The organism is Enterococcus sp. DIV0800 (genome assembly GCF_050559735.1).
GTDB classification, from domain to species: Bacteria; Bacillota; Bacilli; order Lactobacillales; family Enterococcaceae; genus Enterococcus_A; species Enterococcus_A devriesei.
The window spans coordinates 1,409,258-1,426,817 of sequence record NZ_CP187898.1 but is presented as its reverse complement, the minus strand read 5'-3'; the positions used below and the strand labels follow the sequence as shown (position 1 = coordinate 1,426,817).

Here is a 17,560-nt window from a genome sequence, read left to right as displayed (position 1 = left end):
CAGAACGTTCTCTGATTTCGGGCGGATTTTCTATGGGAAAAATTCTATTCAGGGCTATAAGGGATGATAATCAGGAGCTCCGGCCGATTTTTAATGACTAGTTGTTTTAATCCTAATTCAGGATAAGAAACAAACGAGCTCGATTGATTAAAACGTTCAAAAAAATAGTTTTGAATTTGCTTGTCCTCCCACTGCCTAGCGGGAAAATGCCAATAATGGTCAGCTTCCTTGACGAACACGAAGCCAACGCTCCATGCTTTTCTCAGCTCAATAGGAAATTGAGCTAATTGTTGCTGAAAGTCTTCCATAAACATCCTCCATCCTATAAAAACAATCTATACTATTATTAAACCAAGAATCATATTCTCTGTATACTATCATCCTTTATAAAACGGCATTTCTTACAATTTTGTAAAGCTTTCAGAAAATGTAATGTACTCTCATACAAGTGAAACATATTATTTGGAGTTTGACCAATTCTGATGTATTATACTGTCAGACGGTTACTTACAAAAAGTAAAAGTGTAAATCTTTTTCATTTTGTTAAAAATGTTTTACACTATATCCGTAAGAATTTTTACACTTTCTAGGAGGTTTGTTTATTATGGCAAAAGAACATTATGATAGAAGTAAACCACACGTTAATATTGGTACCATCGGTCACGTCGATCATGGTAAAACAACATTGACGGCAGCAATCACTACGGTATTAGGTAAAAAAGGTCTAGCAAACCCTCAAGACTACGCTAGTATCGATGCTGCACCAGAAGAACGTGAACGTGGTATCACTATCAATACCGCACACGTAGAATACGAAACAGAAAAACGTCACTATGCTCACATCGACGCTCCAGGACACGCGGACTATGTTAAAAACATGATCACCGGTGCTGCTCAAATGGATGGCGCAATCTTAGTTGTATCAGCTACTGATGGCCCAATGCCACAAACACGTGAACATATTTTGTTATCACGTCAAGTAGGTGTTAAATACTTGATCGTCTTCTTGAACAAAGTTGACTTAGTAGATGACGAAGAATTGATCGATTTAGTTGAAATGGAAGTTCGTGAATTACTTTCTGAATATGGTTTCCCAGGCGATGATATTCCTGTTCTTAAAGGCTCTGCTTTGAAAGCTTTAGAAGGCGATCCAGAACAAGAACAAGTTATCCTTGACTTAATGGATACTGTTGATGAATACATTCCAACTCCAGAACGTGACAACGACAAACCATTCTTGTTACCAGTGGAAGATGTCTTTTCAATCACAGGTCGCGGTACCGTCGCATCTGGTCGTATCGATCGTGGTGAAGTCAAAGTCGGCGACGAAATTGAAATCATCGGGATCAAACCTGAAGTTCAAAAAGCGGTCGTTACCGGACTTGAAATGTTCCGTAAAACATTGGATTATGGTGAAGCCGGCGATAACGTTGGGGTTCTATTACGTGGTATCACTCGTGATGAAATCGAACGTGGCCAAGTTCTTGCTAAACCAGGTTCAATCACACCACATACAAAATTCAAAGCTGAAGTTTACGTATTGACCAAAGAAGAAGGCGGACGTCATACACCATTCTTTAACAACTATCGTCCTCAATTCTACTTCCGTACAACCGACGTTACCGGTAACATTATATTACCAGAAGGTACTGAAATGGTAATGCCAGGCGATAACGTAACCATCGACGTTGATTTGATCCATCCAATCGCGGTAGAACAAGGTACAACCTTCTCTATTCGTGAAGGTGGACGGACCGTTGGTTCAGGTATCGTAACTGAAATCGAAAAATAATAGGATTTACTAAGCACGTGGCCTTTTGGTCGCGTGCTTTTTTGACTATAAGGAAAGTATAAAATTTCCGCATGAATAAATCGCTTTACAGCAGGTACATCAATGTCCGGCTTCACGAACTAATTTTATCGGCAATAAGTAAAACGATTTCGAAATTTGAGAAGCACCAAGTAGGAACTGTTCAACATCAAAGTTAAAACTTTGTGTTTCTCAGTCATTTATCAATAGTTTGGTCTTATTGCTCAAAAGCTGAGCGAGTTCGCGAAAGCCTTTCTTACGGTGGCTCTTTCTGTAAAGTAAAATCAACGTTGGCTTGTCAGCGGCTGTTTGTCTTGCTATGATTGTTTCAATAAATGATTGAAGGAAAGGAAGCCACGCATGGAGAAAGTTTTCGCAAGTCCTATGACCTATCGTCAAGGAAAAAATGTTGTATGGAATCATTTGGAGGATATTTTAGCCTTTGGAGCAAAAGGATTATTGGTAACGGACCGTTTTGTCTATCAAATGATCGGTGAAAAATTATTAAAAGAATTGACAGATCGCGGTGGAGATCTTGCGTTTTGGCTAGTAGAGGAGCCATACATTGAGCAAGATTTTGATTATGTCGTTGCTTTAGGTGGTGGTCGAGCGATTGATTTAGGAAAGGCGTTGGCTTTTGAGAATAATTTGCGCTGCGTCGTGATTCCCACCGCTGCCTCAACTGATGCGCCGACTTCGCGGATCTCGGTTAGCTATGTTGAGGGACATTTTGAAAAATATAATTATTATCGTCAAAGCCCTGATTTAGTTTTAGTGGATACGGCCATCCTAATCAATAGTCCGGTTCAATTTTTAAAGGCAGGGATTGCTGACGGGCTTTCAACCTTTGTTGAAGCACGGACGGTTCGTGAAAATGCTGGAGTGAATACTTTAGGAACCGTACCGACCTTGGCGGCAGAGGCTATCGCTGAAAAATGTCAGCAAGTATTGTTGGCGTTTGCCGAAGCGGCAGTCGAAGCCAATGAAAAGGGAACCGTTACGCCAGCTTTTGAAGCGGTGGTCGAGGCGAATACTTTATTAAGCGGGATTGGTTTTGAATCAGGCGGCTTGAGTATTGCTCACGCGTTACATAATGGCATGGTCAGTCTTTGGGGGAGTGAGATCAAAGGTAGCCATGGGCAAATTATTGCTTTAACAACTTTGCAGCATCTACAAAGTGAAGGGCGAGACGCTGAATTAAAAAAATACCGGAAATTATTTGAAAGCTTGGGCTTACCAACGAGCTATGAAGATTTGTCACTTTTTCCATCGGCTGAGGAGTTAAAAAGAGTGACTGAATTGGCTTTTTCATTTGAGGATGGAATCATTCGCAGTCAAGCACCAGTGACGAGAGAAAGGATTTATCGAAGCTTATTAGATTATAGAAAAACCCGAGAAATCTAAAGTTGATTTCTCGGGTTTCATTTTATACATTTAAGACTTTATTTAAGAAGTCTTGAGTTCTTGGATTGTGAGGATTGTTAAAGACTTGTTCTGGAGTGCCGTCTTCTAAAATCTTGCCGCCGTCAGTAAAGATTACACGGTCGGCTACTTCTTTGGCGAAGCCCATTTCATGGGTCACAATTACCATCGTCATTCCTTGTAACGCTAAATCCTTCATAACCCGAAGTACATCGCCCACCATCTCAGGATCGAGGGCGGAAGTCGGTTCGTCAAACAGCATCACGTCAGGATTCATCGCTAACGCGCGAGCAATAGCTACCCGCTGTTTCTGTCCGCCGGAAAGACTATGAGGGTAATCATCCTTTTTCTCGGCTAGACCAACTTGGGTCAATAATTCAACCGCTCGTTTATTTGCAGCCTCTTTTGCTTCACCTTTTAAATCTAGTGGCGCTAAGGTGATATTTTGCAGCACAGTCAAGTGAGGGAACAGGTTAAAATGCTGGAACACCATGCCGATATGCTGACGGACTAGATTGATATCAGTATGAGGGTCCGTCAAGTCTTGTCCGTCAATAATAATTTCACCAGAAGTTGGTTCTTCCAGACGATTCATACAACGCAGGAAGGTACTTTTTCCTGAACCAGATGGGCCGATAATACAAACAACTTCACCTTCGCTAATACTGATATTCAAGTCGTTCAACACCGTGTTGTCGCCGAATTTTTTAACTAAATGATTGACTACTATTTTTTTATCCATCTTATTTCACCTTCTTATCTAAACGGTTCGCTAACTTAGTTAAGATCGTAATTAAAATCAAGTACATGATCGCGATGATCAAATACACGTAAGAACTTTGTGTGGTCCGTGCCACGATGATTTTTCCGGTTTGCAATAGTTCTACCACACCGATAGCAGAAATAATCGTGGTATCCTTCAAACTAATAACAAATTGATTGATGAAAGAAGGGATCATGATCTTCACGGCTTGCGGTAAAATAATTTTTTGCATGGTTCGGTTGTAAGAAAGCCCTAAGCTTCGTGAGGCTTCCATTTGGCCAACTGGTACAGCGTTGATCCCGCCTCGGACGATCTCAGCGATATAGGCACTGGCATTCAAGGTTAAGGTAATAATCCCAGCGGCAAAGTCAGGAATTTTTATCCCCGTGATTCCCGGTAGACCGAAGAAAATGAAGAAGGCCAATACCATCATTGGAATTCCGCGGATGATATCAATGTAAATCCCGGCAATGGTCCGCAATGCTCTTGAAGGAGAGACCCGGAACAATCCGAAAATGACACCTAAGATCAAGGCTAAAGCAAAGGAAACTAACGCTAAGACGATGGTTTTCCATAAACCTTCTAATAGGGATTTGTAGTTATTTTTGATCAAACCGGTAATGGTTGATTCATCGACAGTTTCTTTCTTTTCTTCGCTGCCTGAACCGATATACTGATTCACGATCTTGTCATATTCACCAGTTCGTTTTAATTCTTTCAAGCCTTCAGTGAACATTTCTCTTAGCTCAGGATTTTGCCCTTTATTCACCGCAAAGCCATATTCGCCGCCGACTTCGCGCTTGATTGGTGTTTTTAAGTCTTGCCCTTGTTTAACCGCATAACCGATAACTGGGTAGTCATCCATCATGGCGTCGATCGAGCCGATTTTCAATGCGTCATATAATTGATCAGCTGCATCAAAACTTTTAATCGTATAACCATATTCGTCTTTGTGAGCTTCCAAGAAGTCCGCGCTTTCTGTTCCAACTTTCGCGCCAACTGTTTTGCCTTTTAAATCTTTGTAGGCTTTGATATCCTTGTTGTCTTTTGCGACCGCTAATTGAATCCCGCTTTGGAAGTATGGGTCAGAAAAGTCGTAGTTGGCTTTTCGTTCATCGGTGATCGTCATGCCGGCGATCATGCCGTCCGCTTGACCGGATTCTAACGCTTGCATCGCAGAAGAGAAGCCGATGAATTTGAAATCGATCTTGAAGCCTTGCAGCTCAGCGATCCGTTTCATTAAATCAACGTCGATCCCTTTGTATTTGCCGTCACTGTCTTGATATTCAAACGGTGCGAAGGCTGAGTCGCTAGCAATCGTGTACACGTCTTTCTTCGGTTCGATTTTTTTCATTTCCGAAGAGGCTGCTTGATTCTCAGAACCGCTAGAAATATATTCACTGACGATCTTGTCATAGCTGCCGTTTTTCTTTAAATCTTTTAATCCTTTGTTGAATTTTTCGAGCAACTCTTTATTTTCACCTTTTTTTACCGCAAAACCATAAGAGCTGCCTTCTTCAGGATCACCGACCAATTTAAAAGGCTGACCATTGGTTACCGCATAACCAAGAACGGGATAATCATCAAAGATCGCTTCGACGTTTCCGTTGTTCAACGCGTTATACATCGCGTCGGCGGCTTCGTATTGTTTTACTTCGTAGCCATATTTGTCTTTATTGTCATTCAAGAAAGTCGCGCTCTCTGTTCCGATTTTAGCAGAGACCGTTTTGCCTTTTAGATCATTGTAATCTTTGATATCCGTATTATCATTTTTGACTGCCATTTGAATCCCGCTATCAAAGTAAGGATCAGAAAAGTCAAAAGTTTTTTTCCGCTCATCCGTAATACTCATGCCGGCGATCATGCCATCGAGCTGATCCGATTGGACGCCTTGGATCGAACTGTCAAAGCCTAATGGACGCAGATCAACTTTGAAGTTTTGATCTTTGGCGATTTGGTTCAGTAAGTCCACATCGATTCCAACATATTCACCGTCAGAGTTTTGAAATTCAAAAGGGGCGAAGGTTAAGTCGGTCCCAATTTTATGTGTTTTTTCCGCGGCGTGTGTTTTGCTAGCAAAGCCAATTGTAAAAAGACTTGCCATTAAGCAAACAACGAAAGGAATTAATTTGTTTTTTCTCATAATAATCCTCCTAATTACTTATCATCCATTTATTATATGTTAGTTTAATGCCAAAATACAAGTGGGTTCCTTGTTGGAATGAAAAAAAGCTAAATATTCTTCACACGACATGTAATGAAATGTGACATGTGCTTTTTTAAGATTCGTTTTAGTAAGAACAAAAAATGGCGAAAATATGTTCGGTATGCTATAATTTTAAAATGAGAAATCATAGATTATTAATTGAAAAAGGGGGATTTTTGTATGATTGAAAGAGTCACAGACAATACGTTTGACCTTCATTCAAAATATCAGCCTGCTGGCGATCAGCCTGAAGCAATTGCGCAATTATCAGAAGGCATCGTCAATGGAAAGAAAGCACAAATACTTTTAGGTGCAACCGGTACTGGTAAGACCTATACCATTTCAAATGTCATCAAGGAAGTCAACAAGCCTACCTTGATTATCGCTCACAATAAAACATTAGCAGGTCAGTTATATGGAGAATTCAAAGAGTTTTTTCCTAACAACGCGGTGGAATACTTTGTCAGCTATTATGACTACTACCAGCCTGAGGCATATGTACCTTCCAGTGATACATATATTGAAAAAGATTCTAGTATTAATGATGAAATCGATAAACTACGTCATTCCGCCACTAGCTCATTACTGGAAAGAAATGATGTAATCGTTGTTGCTTCTGTTTCTTGTATTTTTGGTTTGGGTTCACCCAAGGAATACATGGAACAGGTGGTTTCTTTGCGTGTCGGGATGGAAATGGATCGCAATCAATTATTGCGCAATTTAATCGATATTCAATTTGAACGGAACGACATTGATTTTCAACGGGGCCGTTTTCGTGTTCGCGGAGATGTTGTCGAAATTTTCCCCGCTTCTCGCGACGAACGTGCGCTGAGAGTTGAGTTTTTCGGTGATGAAATCGAACGGATTCGCGAAGTTGACGCATTGACGGGGGAAATAACCGGCGAAACCGAACACGTAGCGATTTTCCCAGCTACCCACTTTTTGACAAATGAAGACCACATGGAAGTTGCCATCAGCAATATTCAAGCTGAGTTGGCAGATCGTTTAGAGGTTTTACGCAGTGAGAATAAGCTGTTAGAAGCCCAGCGCTTAGAACAGCGAACAAACTATGATATTGAAATGCTGCGAGAAATGGGTTATACCTCAGGAATCGAAAATTATTCCCGTCATATGGATGGCCGTAAAGAAGGCGAACCACCTTACACGTTGATCGACTTTTTCCCAGACGATTTCCTAATGGTGATCGACGAATCTCACGTGACGATGCCGCAAGTTCGCGGCATGTATAACGGTGACCGCGCTCGTAAACAAATGTTAGTTGATTATGGCTTCCGTTTGCCGTCTGCTCTAGACAACCGGCCGTTACGGTTAGAAGAGTTTGAAGAACGGGTCAATCAGATTACTTACGTGTCTGCCACGCCGGGACCTTATGAGCATGAACAGACTGATACAGTAGTAGAACAGATCATTCGGCCAACGGGCTTGTTAGATCCCGTGATTGATGTCCGACCGATTATGGGTCAAATTGATGATCTGGTTGGAGAGATTAATGAACGAGCGGAAAGAAACGAACGGGTCTTCGTGACGACCTTGACGAAAAAGATGTCAGAAGACTTGACCGATTACTTCAAAGAACTAGGAATCAAAGTCAAATATCTCCATAGTGACATCAAAACATTGGAACGAACAGAAATTATTCGTGACTTACGTTTAGGAAAATTTGATGTCTTGATCGGGATTAATTTGCTTCGTGAAGGAATCGACGTACCAGAAGTGTCACTAGTAGCAATCTTAGATGCTGATAAAGAAGGCTTCTTGCGGAGCGAACGTTCCCTTGTCCAAACCATTGGACGCGCTGCCCGCAACTCTTCCGGGAAAGTCATCATGTACGCAGATAAGGTGACTGATTCGATGCAACGGGCGATCGATGAAACCGCTCGGAGACGTGGAATCCAAAATCAATACAATGAAGAGCACGGCATCGTGCCAACAACGATCATTAAGGAAATTCGGGATCTGATTTCTATCAGCAAAGTGGCTGAAGATAAGGGAACGTATGAAACGACTTCATATGAAGACCTATCGAAAGCAGAACGAAAAGAATTAATCGCTAAAATGGAAGATGAGATGCGTGAAGCCGCGAAGACGCTGGACTTCGAAACAGCCGCAACTTTGCGTGATACGATATTAGAATTAAAAGCAGCAGAGTAAGATGGATGAATGTCCGTGATAAAAACGAATACAATGAAATTGAGGTTATTAAATGGCAAATGATAAGATTGTAATTCATGGAGCGCGTGCTCATAATTTAAAAAATGTTGACGTTACGATTCCTCGTGACAAGATGGTAGTTGTTACTGGTTTGTCTGGGTCTGGGAAAAGCTCATTGGCTTTTGATACCTTATACGCTGAAGGACAACGGCGTTATGTTGAAAGTTTGTCTGCTTACGCTCGCCAATTTTTAGGTCAAATGGATAAGCCAGATGTAGATAGTATTGATGGACTGAGTCCGGCGATTTCAATTGACCAAAAGACGACTAGCAAAAATCCACGTTCAACGGTGGGAACGGTCACCGAGATTAATGATTATTTACGGTTATTATATGCGCGTGTTGGGCATCCCATTTGTCCCAACGACCATATCGAGATCACCTCTCAATCGGTTGAACAAATGGTAGATAAGGTATTGGAATTACCAGAACGAACTAAAATTCAAATTCTTGCGCCAGTTGTGGCTAAGAAAAAGGGACAACACAAAAAGGTTTTTGAAATGATCCAACGAGAAGGCTACGTTCGCATGCGTGTGGATGGAGAAATGTATGATGTGACCGAAGCGCCGGAGTTAACGAAAAACAAAAAACATGATATTGAAATCATCGTAGACCGTATCGTGGTTAAAGAAGGCATTCGTTCCCGGTTGTTTGATTCCTTTGAAGCCGCTTTGCGATTGGCTGACGGTTATGCGTTAGTTGACGTAATTGGGGAAAAGGAAATGCTCTTTAGTGAACATTATGCCTGTCCTTATTGTGGCTTCACTGTCGGTGAACTTGAACCGCGACTTTTTTCATTCAATGCTCCATTTGGCGCCTGTCCAGATTGTGACGGCTTGGGAGTCAAGTTGGAAGTCGATATGGATTTAGTGATTCCTGATCAAAGCAAAACACTGCGCGAAGGTGCGTTGATTCCTTGGAATCCCATCAGCTCGCAATATTATCCGCAAATGCTGGAGCAAGCTTCGCTAAGTTTCGGGATTGATATGGACACACCCTTTGAAGACTTGCCGAAAGAACATCAAGAGATTATCTTGAATGGCTCGAATGGTGAAAACTTTCATTTCCATTATGAAAATGATTTTGGCGGCGTACGAGATGTTGAGGTTCCCTTTGAAGGGATCATTAACAACATCAATCGGCGCTATGCGGAAACCAATAGTGATTTTACACGGGATCAAATGCGTCTATATATGACGGAATTAACTTGTCAAACGTGTCACGGATATCGTTTGAATCCACAAGCGTTATCGGTTCAGATCAATGGACAAAACATTGGAAATGTCAGTGAAGATTCCATCAATGGCACGTTAGATTTCTTCGATACAGTTGTTTTAAGCGAACAAGAAAAAGTGATCGCTAAACCAATTTTAAAAGAAATCAAGGATCGTTTGAGCTTTTTACGAAATGTCGGATTGGACTATTTAACATTGAGTCGGGCATCAGGCACCTTATCTGGTGGTGAAGCACAACGAATCCGTTTAGCGACTCAAATTGGTTCTAATTTGTCGGGGGTTCTTTATATCTTAGATGAACCGTCGATTGGGTTGCATCAGCGAGATAATGATCGCTTGATTGAATCCTTAAAGAAAATGCGTGATCTAGGAAATACCTTGATTGTCGTGGAACATGATGAAGATACGATGCGAGCAGCTGATTACTTAATCGATGTCGGCCCTGGTGCTGGCGATCAAGGGGGAGAAATCGTTGCGGCTGGGACGCCGCAAGAAGTAGAAAACAATCCCGCTTCTTTAACCGGTCAATATTTATCAGGAAAACGCGAAATAGCCGTACCAACTGAACGCCGCAAAGGGAATGGCAAAAAGGTCAAAGTAACTGGTGCTGCAGAAAACAACTTGAAGAATATCGACGTTGAGTTTCCTTTAGGAAAGTTTGTGGCAGTAACGGGTGTTTCCGGCTCAGGAAAATCTACCTTAGTGAACCAAATTTTGAAAAAAGCTTTGGCTCAAAAATTGAATCGTAATTCAAACAAGCCCGGGAAATTCAAAAAAATTACTGGCTACAACAATATTGAAAAACTAGTCGATATTGATCAAAGCCCGATTGGTCGGACACCACGAAGCAATCCAGCCACTTATACGAGCGTGTTTGATAATATTCGTGATTTGTTTGCGCAAACCAATGAAGCGAAAATTCGCGGCTACAAGAAGGGCCGTTTCAGCTTTAATGTGAAGGGTGGACGTTGTGAAGCTTGTCGCGGAGACGGGATTATTAAGATTGAGATGCACTTCTTACCTGATGTTTATGTGCCTTGCGAAGTTTGTCATGGCAAACGTTATAATTCTGAAACGTTGGAGGTTCATTACAAAGGAAAGAACATCGCGGATATTTTAGAAATGACTGTGGAAGATGCGGTCGAATTCTTCAAACATATTCCTAAGATTCATCGCAAGCTGCAAACAATCGTTGATGTTGGTCTCGGCTATGTTACGATGGGCCAACCGGCGACAACGTTATCCGGTGGAGAAGCTCAGCGGATGAAGCTAGCCAGCGAGTTGCATAAGAGTTCTAACGGTAAAAATTTCTATATTTTAGATGAACCAACGACGGGACTCCATACAGATGATATCGCTCGTCTGCTAAAAGTTCTTGAACGATTCGTTGATGCCGGGAACACGGTACTAGTGATTGAACACAATTTAGATGTGATTAAATCGGCTGATTATGTAATTGATCTTGGACCAGAAGGCGGCGATGGCGGTGGTACGATTTTAGCGACTGGAACGCCGGAAGAAATCGCTGAAGTACCAGAAAGTTACACCGGTCATTATTTGAAACGAGTTCTCAAAAAATAAATTACTACTAAGGCTTGATGCAAGTGAAGGATTCTCCTTTGCTTGCATTTTTCTTTATGGTATGATTATCAAGGATTTAGAATGAGAAGGTGTAAGAAAATATGAATGAAAATCAAAAATTTGTACCGATTCTACTAGGAAGCGATATCAATGTTTACGGCATGGCTCGTTCGTTTCACGAAGCCTACGGAATCGTTTCTGAAGCTTATGCTGGCTTACAGCTGGCGCCAACAAAATATAGCAAAATCGTGAATGTTCACGTAGTTCCGGGATTCGATAAAGACCCAGCATTTATGGAGCAAATGCGTGAACTTGGTAAGAATACTTATAACGATCCTGCGACGAAGTATTTATTGATCGCTTGTGGCGATGGGTACGCAGAATTGGTTTCGCAACACAAAGAAGAACTTTCTGAATGGTTTATTTGCCCTTATATTGAGTTTGATTTATTGCAACGTTTAATCAGTAAAGTCAGCTTCTATGAAATTTGTGAAAAATATGAACTGCCTTATCCAAATACCTTCATTATTCGTGAAGAAATGCTGGAAGCCGGTAAATTGAAACAGAGTTTGCCATTTGATTTTCCAGTAGCCTTGAAACCAGCCAACAGTGTAGAATGGCTATCCGTTGATTTTGAAGGACGGAAGAAAGCCTTTATCTTGGATACACGAGATGAGTTTGATGTGATTATCGAACGGATTTATCAAGCGGGTTACACCAGCGAAATGATCGCCCAAGATTTTATTCCCGGCGACGACAGCAATATGCGCGTACTAAATGCATATGTTGATCAAAATCATCAAGTTCGTATGATGTGTCTGGGTCATCCGTTGTTAGAAGATCCTTCTCCAGAAGCGATCGGTAACTACGTGGCGATCATGCCTGAATACAATGAAAAAATCTATCAAACGATCAAAGGCTTTTTAGAAAGAATCAATTACACCGGCTTCGCTAACTTTGATATGAAATATGATCCGCGAGACGGAGAATATAAATTATTTGAGATCAACTTGCGTCAAGGCCGCAGCAGTTTCTTTGTGACGTTAAATGGCTTCAATTTAGCCCAATACGTAACGGAAGATCGTGTCTTTGAAAAACCATTTGAGACAACGATCTACGGGAAAGCTGAATCAGCAACCTCAATGTTGTGGATGGGTGTACCTAAAGGCGTTTTCGAGAAATTTGCGCGAAATAACGATGATAAAGAAAAAGCCTTAGCCTTAATCAAAAATAAACAATGGGGTACAACGGTCTTTTATAAAAAAGATATGTCCTTCATGCGTTGGGTCTTGATGAAATACATGTTTAGTAAATATAAAGGACGTTTTGACCTATTCTTTAAAGAGAAAGAAGGGTAATTATGGAAAATTTCTTTAGTATCTTGGGGGGAATGGGAACCATGGCTACGGAAAGTTTCGTCAGAATCCTAAATCAGCGGACTCATGCCCATAACGACCAAGAATATTTAAATTACGTCATGTTCAATCATGCGACTGTCCCAGATCGGACAGCTTATATCTTAGATCATCACGCGGATAGTCCGTTGCCGTTTTTATTAGATGATATCGAAAAGCAAAATTTATTGCAGCCAGATTTTATTGTCTTGACTTGTAATACCGCCCATTATTTTTTTGAGGAATTACAAGCGGCAACGAAGATTCCAATCCTACACATGCCTCGGGAAGCCGTCAGGGAAGTGGTGAAACATCATCAACCAGGAGAAAAGATTGCCGTACTGGCGACCGCTGGAACGATGAGTGCTAAAGTTTATCAAAATGAGTTGGAAGCAAAAGGCTTTGAAGTTTTGGCTCCTGACCAAGAATTACAAGCGAAAGTAAATCATTTGATTTATCACGATGTGAAAGAAAATGACTTCATCAATAGCGAGCTGTATTTAGAAATCCTTTCCGATGTTTTTGAAAAATATGGCTGTCAAAATGCAATTTTAGGCTGTACTGAGTTATCTTTAGTGCACGAGTTGACTAAAAACGACCCGTACCCGGTAATCGATGCGCAATCTATTTTGGCGGATCGCACGATTGAAATAGCTTTAGCTAACAGATCTTCTAAATAGAAGGTCTGTTTTTTTGATTTATAAAGAAAGAATAAATTTTCAACATGAATAAATCGCTTTACAGCAGGTTTATCCATGTCCGGCTTCATGAACTAGCATTATTGGTAATAAGCAAAACGATTTCGAAATTTGAGAAGCACCAAGTAGGAACTGTTCAACATCAAAGTTAAAACTTTGTGTTTCTCAGTCATTTATTAAAAGTTTTGTTTGATTGCTTAGCGGACTCCTAATTAGGGAATCATTTTTTCAAAAACACGAAAAATGATTTTGATTGTCGTTACGCATACTATTTTTCTAATCTTAATAAAGCGAGCAGAAAAACTGGTAAAAAGCTGAGCGAGTTCGCAAAAGCCTTTCTCATAAAAAATGATTTCAGCTTATAGCGATTGCTTCGTTGATTATGATTCTATAAAGAATGACAAAAAAGTAGCAAAGACACGCCAGGAATGTTATAATTTATTAGATAGCGAAAGAAGCTACGGTTAGTTTCTTTGGCGTCTTTTTATTTGAAAAAATTTTGATTTTCAATGCAATCATATAGTGAAGATCAATATACGTAACGAAAACAAAAATAAATAACCTTAAAATTGAGAGAGGAGTGACACGAATGACTGAGAGTTTGCATTTAGTTGTCATTACTGGGATGAGTGGCGCAGGGAAAACTGTGGCGATTCAAAGTTTTGAAGATATGGGCTATTTTTGTGTGGATAATATGCCGCCGGGATTGATTCCGAAATTCTGGGAGTTGATTCGTGAGTCTGGTAAAGTAACAAAAATTGCATTAGTAGTTGATTTACGTTCACGTTCATTTTTTGAAGACATTCAGAATATGTTGGTAGAAATAGAGAATACCGGATTTATCGATACAAGCATTTTATTTTTAGATTGTTCTGATGAGGAACTGGTTTCTCGCTATAAAGAAACACGCAGGGCCCATCCATTGGCAATGGACGGGATGATTACTGAGGGGATTCGCAAAGAGCGGGCGATCTTGGAGGATTTAAAGGCTCGTGCAACTTTGATGATCGATACGACGGATTTGACACCGCGTCAACTACGGGAAAAAATCAATCAATCTTACAAAGGAAATGATGATGCTGGTTTTCATATTGAGGTAGTTTCTTTTGGCTTCAAGTACGGCTTGCCAATCGATGCAGATATCGTCATGGATGTTCGTTTCTTACCAAACCCCCATTATATTCCTGAATTAAGACCACAGACAGGGTTAGATAAGCCGGTCTATGATTACGTGATGTCTTTTCCTGAAACGGAGAGCTTTTATACAACCTTCGTAAAATTATTGATGGATATTATGCCTGGCTACGTTAAAGAAGGAAAGAGCTCTTTGACGGTGGCGATTGGATGTACCGGTGGACAACACCGTTCGGTCGCGTTGTCTGAACGAGTTGGCAAAGCCTTGAAGGATGCAGATTACAAAGTCAATATTACTCATCGTGACAAGGACAAGCGGAAAGAGACGGTGAATCGATCGTGAAAATGAAAACGTATCGTATCCGCAAACCTAAAATCGTGGTGATTGGCGGCGGCACTGGTCTGCCAGTTATTTTAAAAAGTTTACGCAATCAGAGTGCCGATATCACAGCAGTAGTAACGGTAGCTGACGATGGTGGCAGCAGCGGCGAACTACGTGATTCGGTTGACATGGCGCCACCGGGGGATTTGCGAAATGTCTTGGCATCACTTTCTGACATGCCGAAACTTTATGAGGATCTTTTTCAATATCGTTTCCACAAGGACGATAAATTTTTGGCTAATCATACGATCGGTAACTTGCTGATTGCTGCTTTGTCTGAGATGCGTAACAGTACTTATGAAGCGATTCAATTGCTTTCTTTGATGCTACACGTGGATGGTCATGTTTATCCTTCTTCGGAAACACCGTTAGTATTGCATGCTGATTTTACCGATGGTACAAGCGCTGTGGGTGAATCGAAGATTGCGCTGGATCGAAAGACGATTGAAAAAGTCTACGTAACAGAAAAAAATGGCGATAAAGCGATCCACGCTGCTCGTAAAGTGGTTCAAGCAATCCAAGAGGCAGATATGGTGGTGCTCGGCCCGGGCTCATTATTTACCAGTATTTTACCGAATCTAGTAATCGAGGAATTAGGCAATGCGGTGAAAACGACGGAGGCCGAAGTCGTCTATATCTGTAACATCATGACTCAAAAAGGTGAAACAGAACACTTTAGTGATGCTGACCATATCCGAGTATTGCATCAGCATTTGGATAGTCAATTTATCAATACAGTATTAGTGAATACGGAAAAAGTTCCTGAAGGTTATATGGATCCAGAAGTCTACGACGAATATTTAGTCCAAGTGACCCATGACTTTAATGGCTTACGGGAAGAAGGCTGCCGCGTGGTCTCGACGGACTTTTTAAAGTTGCGTGATGGCGGTGTATTTCATGACGGCGACAAAGTTGTAGATGAATTGTTCCGAATTGTTTTTGGAGCAAAAATTTAAGTGGAATTTGAAATAAAGGAGGGCTCGTCATGTCTTTTGCAGCAGAAGTAAAAAAAGAATTAACGGGTCTGGCCGTCCAAAAAAATCTAGCTCAAGCAGAGCTGGCCGCGCTGATTCGGATGAACGGCTCATTAAGTTTGAGTAATCATCAATTTGTTTTGAACGTCCAAACAGAGAATGCCGCGATTGCTCGACGGATTTTTACCTTACTGAAGGAGCACTACGGCGTACGCAGTGAATTATTAGTTCGTCGTAAAATGAAGCTAAAGAAAAACAATGTATACATCGTACGATTAAAGCAGGAAACACAAAGCGTACTACTAGATTTAGATATTATGGATGGCATGATGTTTCAGGCCCATATTTCTGATGAAATCAAGCGTTCTGATGAAAAAACACGCGCCTATTTACGGGGAGCCTTTTTAGCCTCCGGGTCAGTGAATAATCCCGAAACGAGCCGCTATCATTTAGAAATTTCGTCGATTTATGAGGAACATAACCAAGATATTTGTGATTTGCTCAATCAATTTGATTTGAATGCTCGTACTTTGGAACGAAGAAATGGCTATATTACTTATTTAAAGGGCGCTGAGAAGATTGCTGATTTTCTTACTTTGATCGGCGCGACTAATTCGATGCTGAAGTTTGAAGATGTTCGAATCGTGCGGGATATGCGTAATTCAGTCAATCGTCTAGTCAATTGCGAGACTGCTAATATGAATAAAACGATTGATGCCGCATCGAAACAAATCAACAATATTCATTTCATCGAAGCAACGGTAGGCTTACAGTCGCTACCTGAGAAATTACAAGAGATCGCTGAGCTGCGAATTCAAAATCCGGAGATCAGTTTGAAAGAGTTAGGGGAGATGATCCCTTCCGGCGCGATTTCTAAATCAGGCATTAATCATCGCATTCGAAAGATCAATGATTTTGCAGATAATCTAAGAAAAGGAACCGTTTGATTTTCAAACGGTTCCTTTTTAAGTGGTTCTATTCATTTAGATAGGTTGCTAAAGTTGCTTGATCAATCGATTCATCAAAGATGTGTTCCCCTAAAATAATCGTCGGAACAAACTGAATGTTGGCTTGCTGAGCTTCATTACGAATTTCTTGTTGCAATTCTTGATTAGCATGTTGTGACAAGTGCAATGTTTTTTCAGCGTAAGTGGCAACGGCTTCTAATTCAAAATCTTCCCAAACCTCTTGGGTCTCGTAGGCTTGCTGAATCTGCAGCAAGGCTTTTTTAGGATCAACGCTGATGTACTCGTGCATGACATTGCCTCGTTGTAGGCTGATTTTATCTTTGTCTAATAATTTAATGATTCGTTGAACTTTACCTTCAGCAACGGCCTGTGCCAAAGTGGCTTGAGAGTCTTCAAACCATTTTTTACAGTAAGGGCAACGAAGATTAATAAATTCAATGATCCGCTTTGGCGCGTTGGCTGAACCAATTTTGATACCGTTGAAGTCATTGACTAGCTTTGCATTGATAACAGTAGTATCCATCGTTATTCACATCCTTCACCTATTAGTTTACAAAACATTTCTTAGAAAACAAACTCTTTTTAATTAGAAAAGTTAAAAAGAGCATAGGGTAGGTTTAAAAATAATAAATGTTAGTTTATAATGAATCCGTTGTTATAAAGATTATAAAAGCACGCGTGCAACATTAACGATTATCTTAAATAGGCTGCAATTTTTTGGTAGAAAATAAGTTAGTTGTACGTTTTATGACAAAATTGCGG

13 protein-coding genes are annotated in these 17,560 nt (G+C 40.7%); 9 read left to right on the top strand and 4 right to left on the bottom strand.

Translation table 11 applies throughout. The features are described from left to right. Positions 1-44: 44 nt before the first annotated feature. Complete coding sequence (locus tag IGI54_RS06855; protein ID WP_071862802.1) at positions 45-308, bottom strand: hypothetical protein; 264 nt, start codon at positions 306-308, stop codon at positions 45-47. A gap of 296 nt (positions 309-604) precedes the next feature. Here IGI54_RS06855 and tuf point away from each other — a divergent pair, with 296 nt between their 5' ends. Together tuf and IGI54_RS06845 are read left to right on the top strand one after the other, a co-directional pair. Further along, on the top strand, positions 605-1,792 hold the full coding sequence (gene tuf / locus IGI54_RS06850) for an elongation factor Tu (RefSeq protein ID WP_430620262.1): 1,188 nt from the start codon (positions 605-607) through the stop codon (positions 1,790-1,792). 378 nt (positions 1,793-2,170) lie between these two features. Then, a complete protein-coding gene (locus tag IGI54_RS06845) occupies positions 2,171-3,214 on the top strand; it encodes a glycerol dehydrogenase (protein ID WP_430620261.1) in 1,044 nt (347 codons plus the stop codon). A 22-nt stretch (positions 3,215-3,236) separates the two neighbouring features. On the opposite strand, the gene IGI54_RS06840 is transcribed toward IGI54_RS06845, so the two are convergent. Together IGI54_RS06840 and IGI54_RS06835 are read right to left on the bottom strand one after the other, a co-directional pair. Continuing rightward, positions 3,237-3,974 (bottom strand): amino acid ABC transporter ATP-binding protein, encoded by a 738-nt coding sequence (locus IGI54_RS06840; RefSeq protein WP_430620260.1) that lies wholly within the window; start codon positions 3,972-3,974, stop codon positions 3,237-3,239. 1 nt (position 3,975) lies between these two features. Next, positions 3,976-6,138 (bottom strand): amino acid ABC transporter substrate-binding protein/permease, encoded by a 2,163-nt coding sequence (locus tag IGI54_RS06835; RefSeq protein ID WP_430620259.1) that lies wholly within the window; start codon positions 6,136-6,138, stop codon positions 3,976-3,978. 243 nt (positions 6,139-6,381) lie between these two features. On the opposite strand from IGI54_RS06835, the gene uvrB reads away from it, so the two are divergent. From uvrB to whiA, 7 genes are all read left to right on the top strand, one after another. Further along, entirely contained in the window at positions 6,382-8,373 is a 1,992-nt protein-coding gene (uvrB, locus tag IGI54_RS06830) for an excinuclease ABC subunit UvrB (RefSeq protein WP_313630992.1), read from the top strand. Between the two features lie 52 nt (positions 8,374-8,425). Further along, complete coding sequence (gene uvrA / locus IGI54_RS06825) at positions 8,426-11,248, top strand: excinuclease ABC subunit UvrA (RefSeq protein WP_430620258.1); 2,823 nt, start codon at positions 8,426-8,428, stop codon at positions 11,246-11,248. A gap of 101 nt (positions 11,249-11,349) precedes the next feature. After that, the gene (locus tag IGI54_RS06820) at positions 11,350-12,606 is read left to right on the top strand and encodes a carboxylate--amine ligase (protein ID WP_430620257.1); all 1,257 of its coding nucleotides are present in this window, start codon (positions 11,350-11,352) and stop codon (positions 12,604-12,606) included. A 2-nt stretch (positions 12,607-12,608) separates the two neighbouring features. Beyond that, positions 12,609-13,322 carry an amino acid racemase gene (locus IGI54_RS06815; protein WP_071862794.1) on the top strand — a complete coding sequence of 238 codons (714 nt, stop codon included), beginning with the start codon at positions 12,609-12,611 and terminating at the stop codon, positions 13,320-13,322. Positions 13,323-13,929: 607 nt separating this feature from the next. Beyond that, a complete protein-coding gene (rapZ, locus tag IGI54_RS06810) occupies positions 13,930-14,817 on the top strand; it encodes an RNase adapter RapZ (protein ID WP_071862793.1) in 888 nt (295 codons plus the stop codon). Then, positions 14,814-15,812: a gluconeogenesis factor YvcK family protein gene (locus IGI54_RS06805; protein WP_071862792.1), complete on the top strand. Its 999-nt coding sequence runs from the start codon at positions 14,814-14,816 to the stop codon at positions 15,810-15,812. The genes rapZ and IGI54_RS06805 overlap by 4 nt, the downstream gene beginning before the upstream one ends. Positions 15,813-15,841: 29 nt before the next feature. Beyond that, entirely contained in the window at positions 15,842-16,777 is a 936-nt protein-coding gene (whiA, locus tag IGI54_RS06800; RefSeq protein ID WP_216428985.1) for a DNA-binding protein WhiA, read from the top strand. Between the two features lie 28 nt (positions 16,778-16,805). Here whiA and IGI54_RS06795 read toward each other — a convergent pair whose 3' ends face one another. Continuing rightward, positions 16,806-17,321, bottom strand: coding sequence for a DsbA family protein (locus IGI54_RS06795; protein ID WP_430620256.1), 516 nt, complete (start codon positions 17,319-17,321; stop codon positions 16,806-16,808). Between the last annotated feature and the right edge of the window lie 239 nt (positions 17,322-17,560).

Excerpts from the sequence above, each read along its gene's own strand:
- IGI54_RS06855 (WP_071862802.1), bottom strand. The coding sequence starts at position 308 with ATGGAAGACTTTCAGCAACAATTAGCTCAATTTCCTATTGAGCTGAGA.
- tuf (WP_430620262.1), top strand. The coding sequence starts at position 605 with ATGGCAAAAGAACATTATGATAGAAGTAAACCACACGTTAATATTGGT.
- IGI54_RS06845 (WP_430620261.1), top strand. The coding sequence starts at position 2,171 with ATGGAGAAAGTTTTCGCAAGTCCTATGACCTATCGTCAAGGAAAAAAT.
- IGI54_RS06840 (WP_430620260.1), bottom strand. The coding sequence starts at position 3,974 with ATGGATAAAAAAATAGTAGTCAATCATTTAGTTAAAAAATTCGGCGAC.
- IGI54_RS06835 (WP_430620259.1), bottom strand. The coding sequence starts at position 6,138 with ATGAGAAAAAACAAATTAATTCCTTTCGTTGTTTGCTTAATGGCAAGT.
- uvrB (WP_313630992.1), top strand. The coding sequence starts at position 6,382 with ATGATTGAAAGAGTCACAGACAATACGTTTGACCTTCATTCAAAATAT.
- uvrA (WP_430620258.1), top strand. The coding sequence starts at position 8,426 with ATGGCAAATGATAAGATTGTAATTCATGGAGCGCGTGCTCATAATTTA.
- IGI54_RS06820 (WP_430620257.1), top strand. The coding sequence starts at position 11,350 with ATGAATGAAAATCAAAAATTTGTACCGATTCTACTAGGAAGCGATATC.
- IGI54_RS06815 (WP_071862794.1), top strand. The coding sequence starts at position 12,609 with ATGGAAAATTTCTTTAGTATCTTGGGGGGAATGGGAACCATGGCTACG.
- rapZ (WP_071862793.1), top strand. The coding sequence starts at position 13,930 with ATGACTGAGAGTTTGCATTTAGTTGTCATTACTGGGATGAGTGGCGCA.
- whiA (WP_216428985.1), top strand. The coding sequence starts at position 15,842 with ATGTCTTTTGCAGCAGAAGTAAAAAAAGAATTAACGGGTCTGGCCGTC.
- IGI54_RS06795 (WP_430620256.1), bottom strand. The coding sequence starts at position 17,321 with ATGGATACTACTGTTATCAATGCAAAGCTAGTCAATGACTTCAACGGT.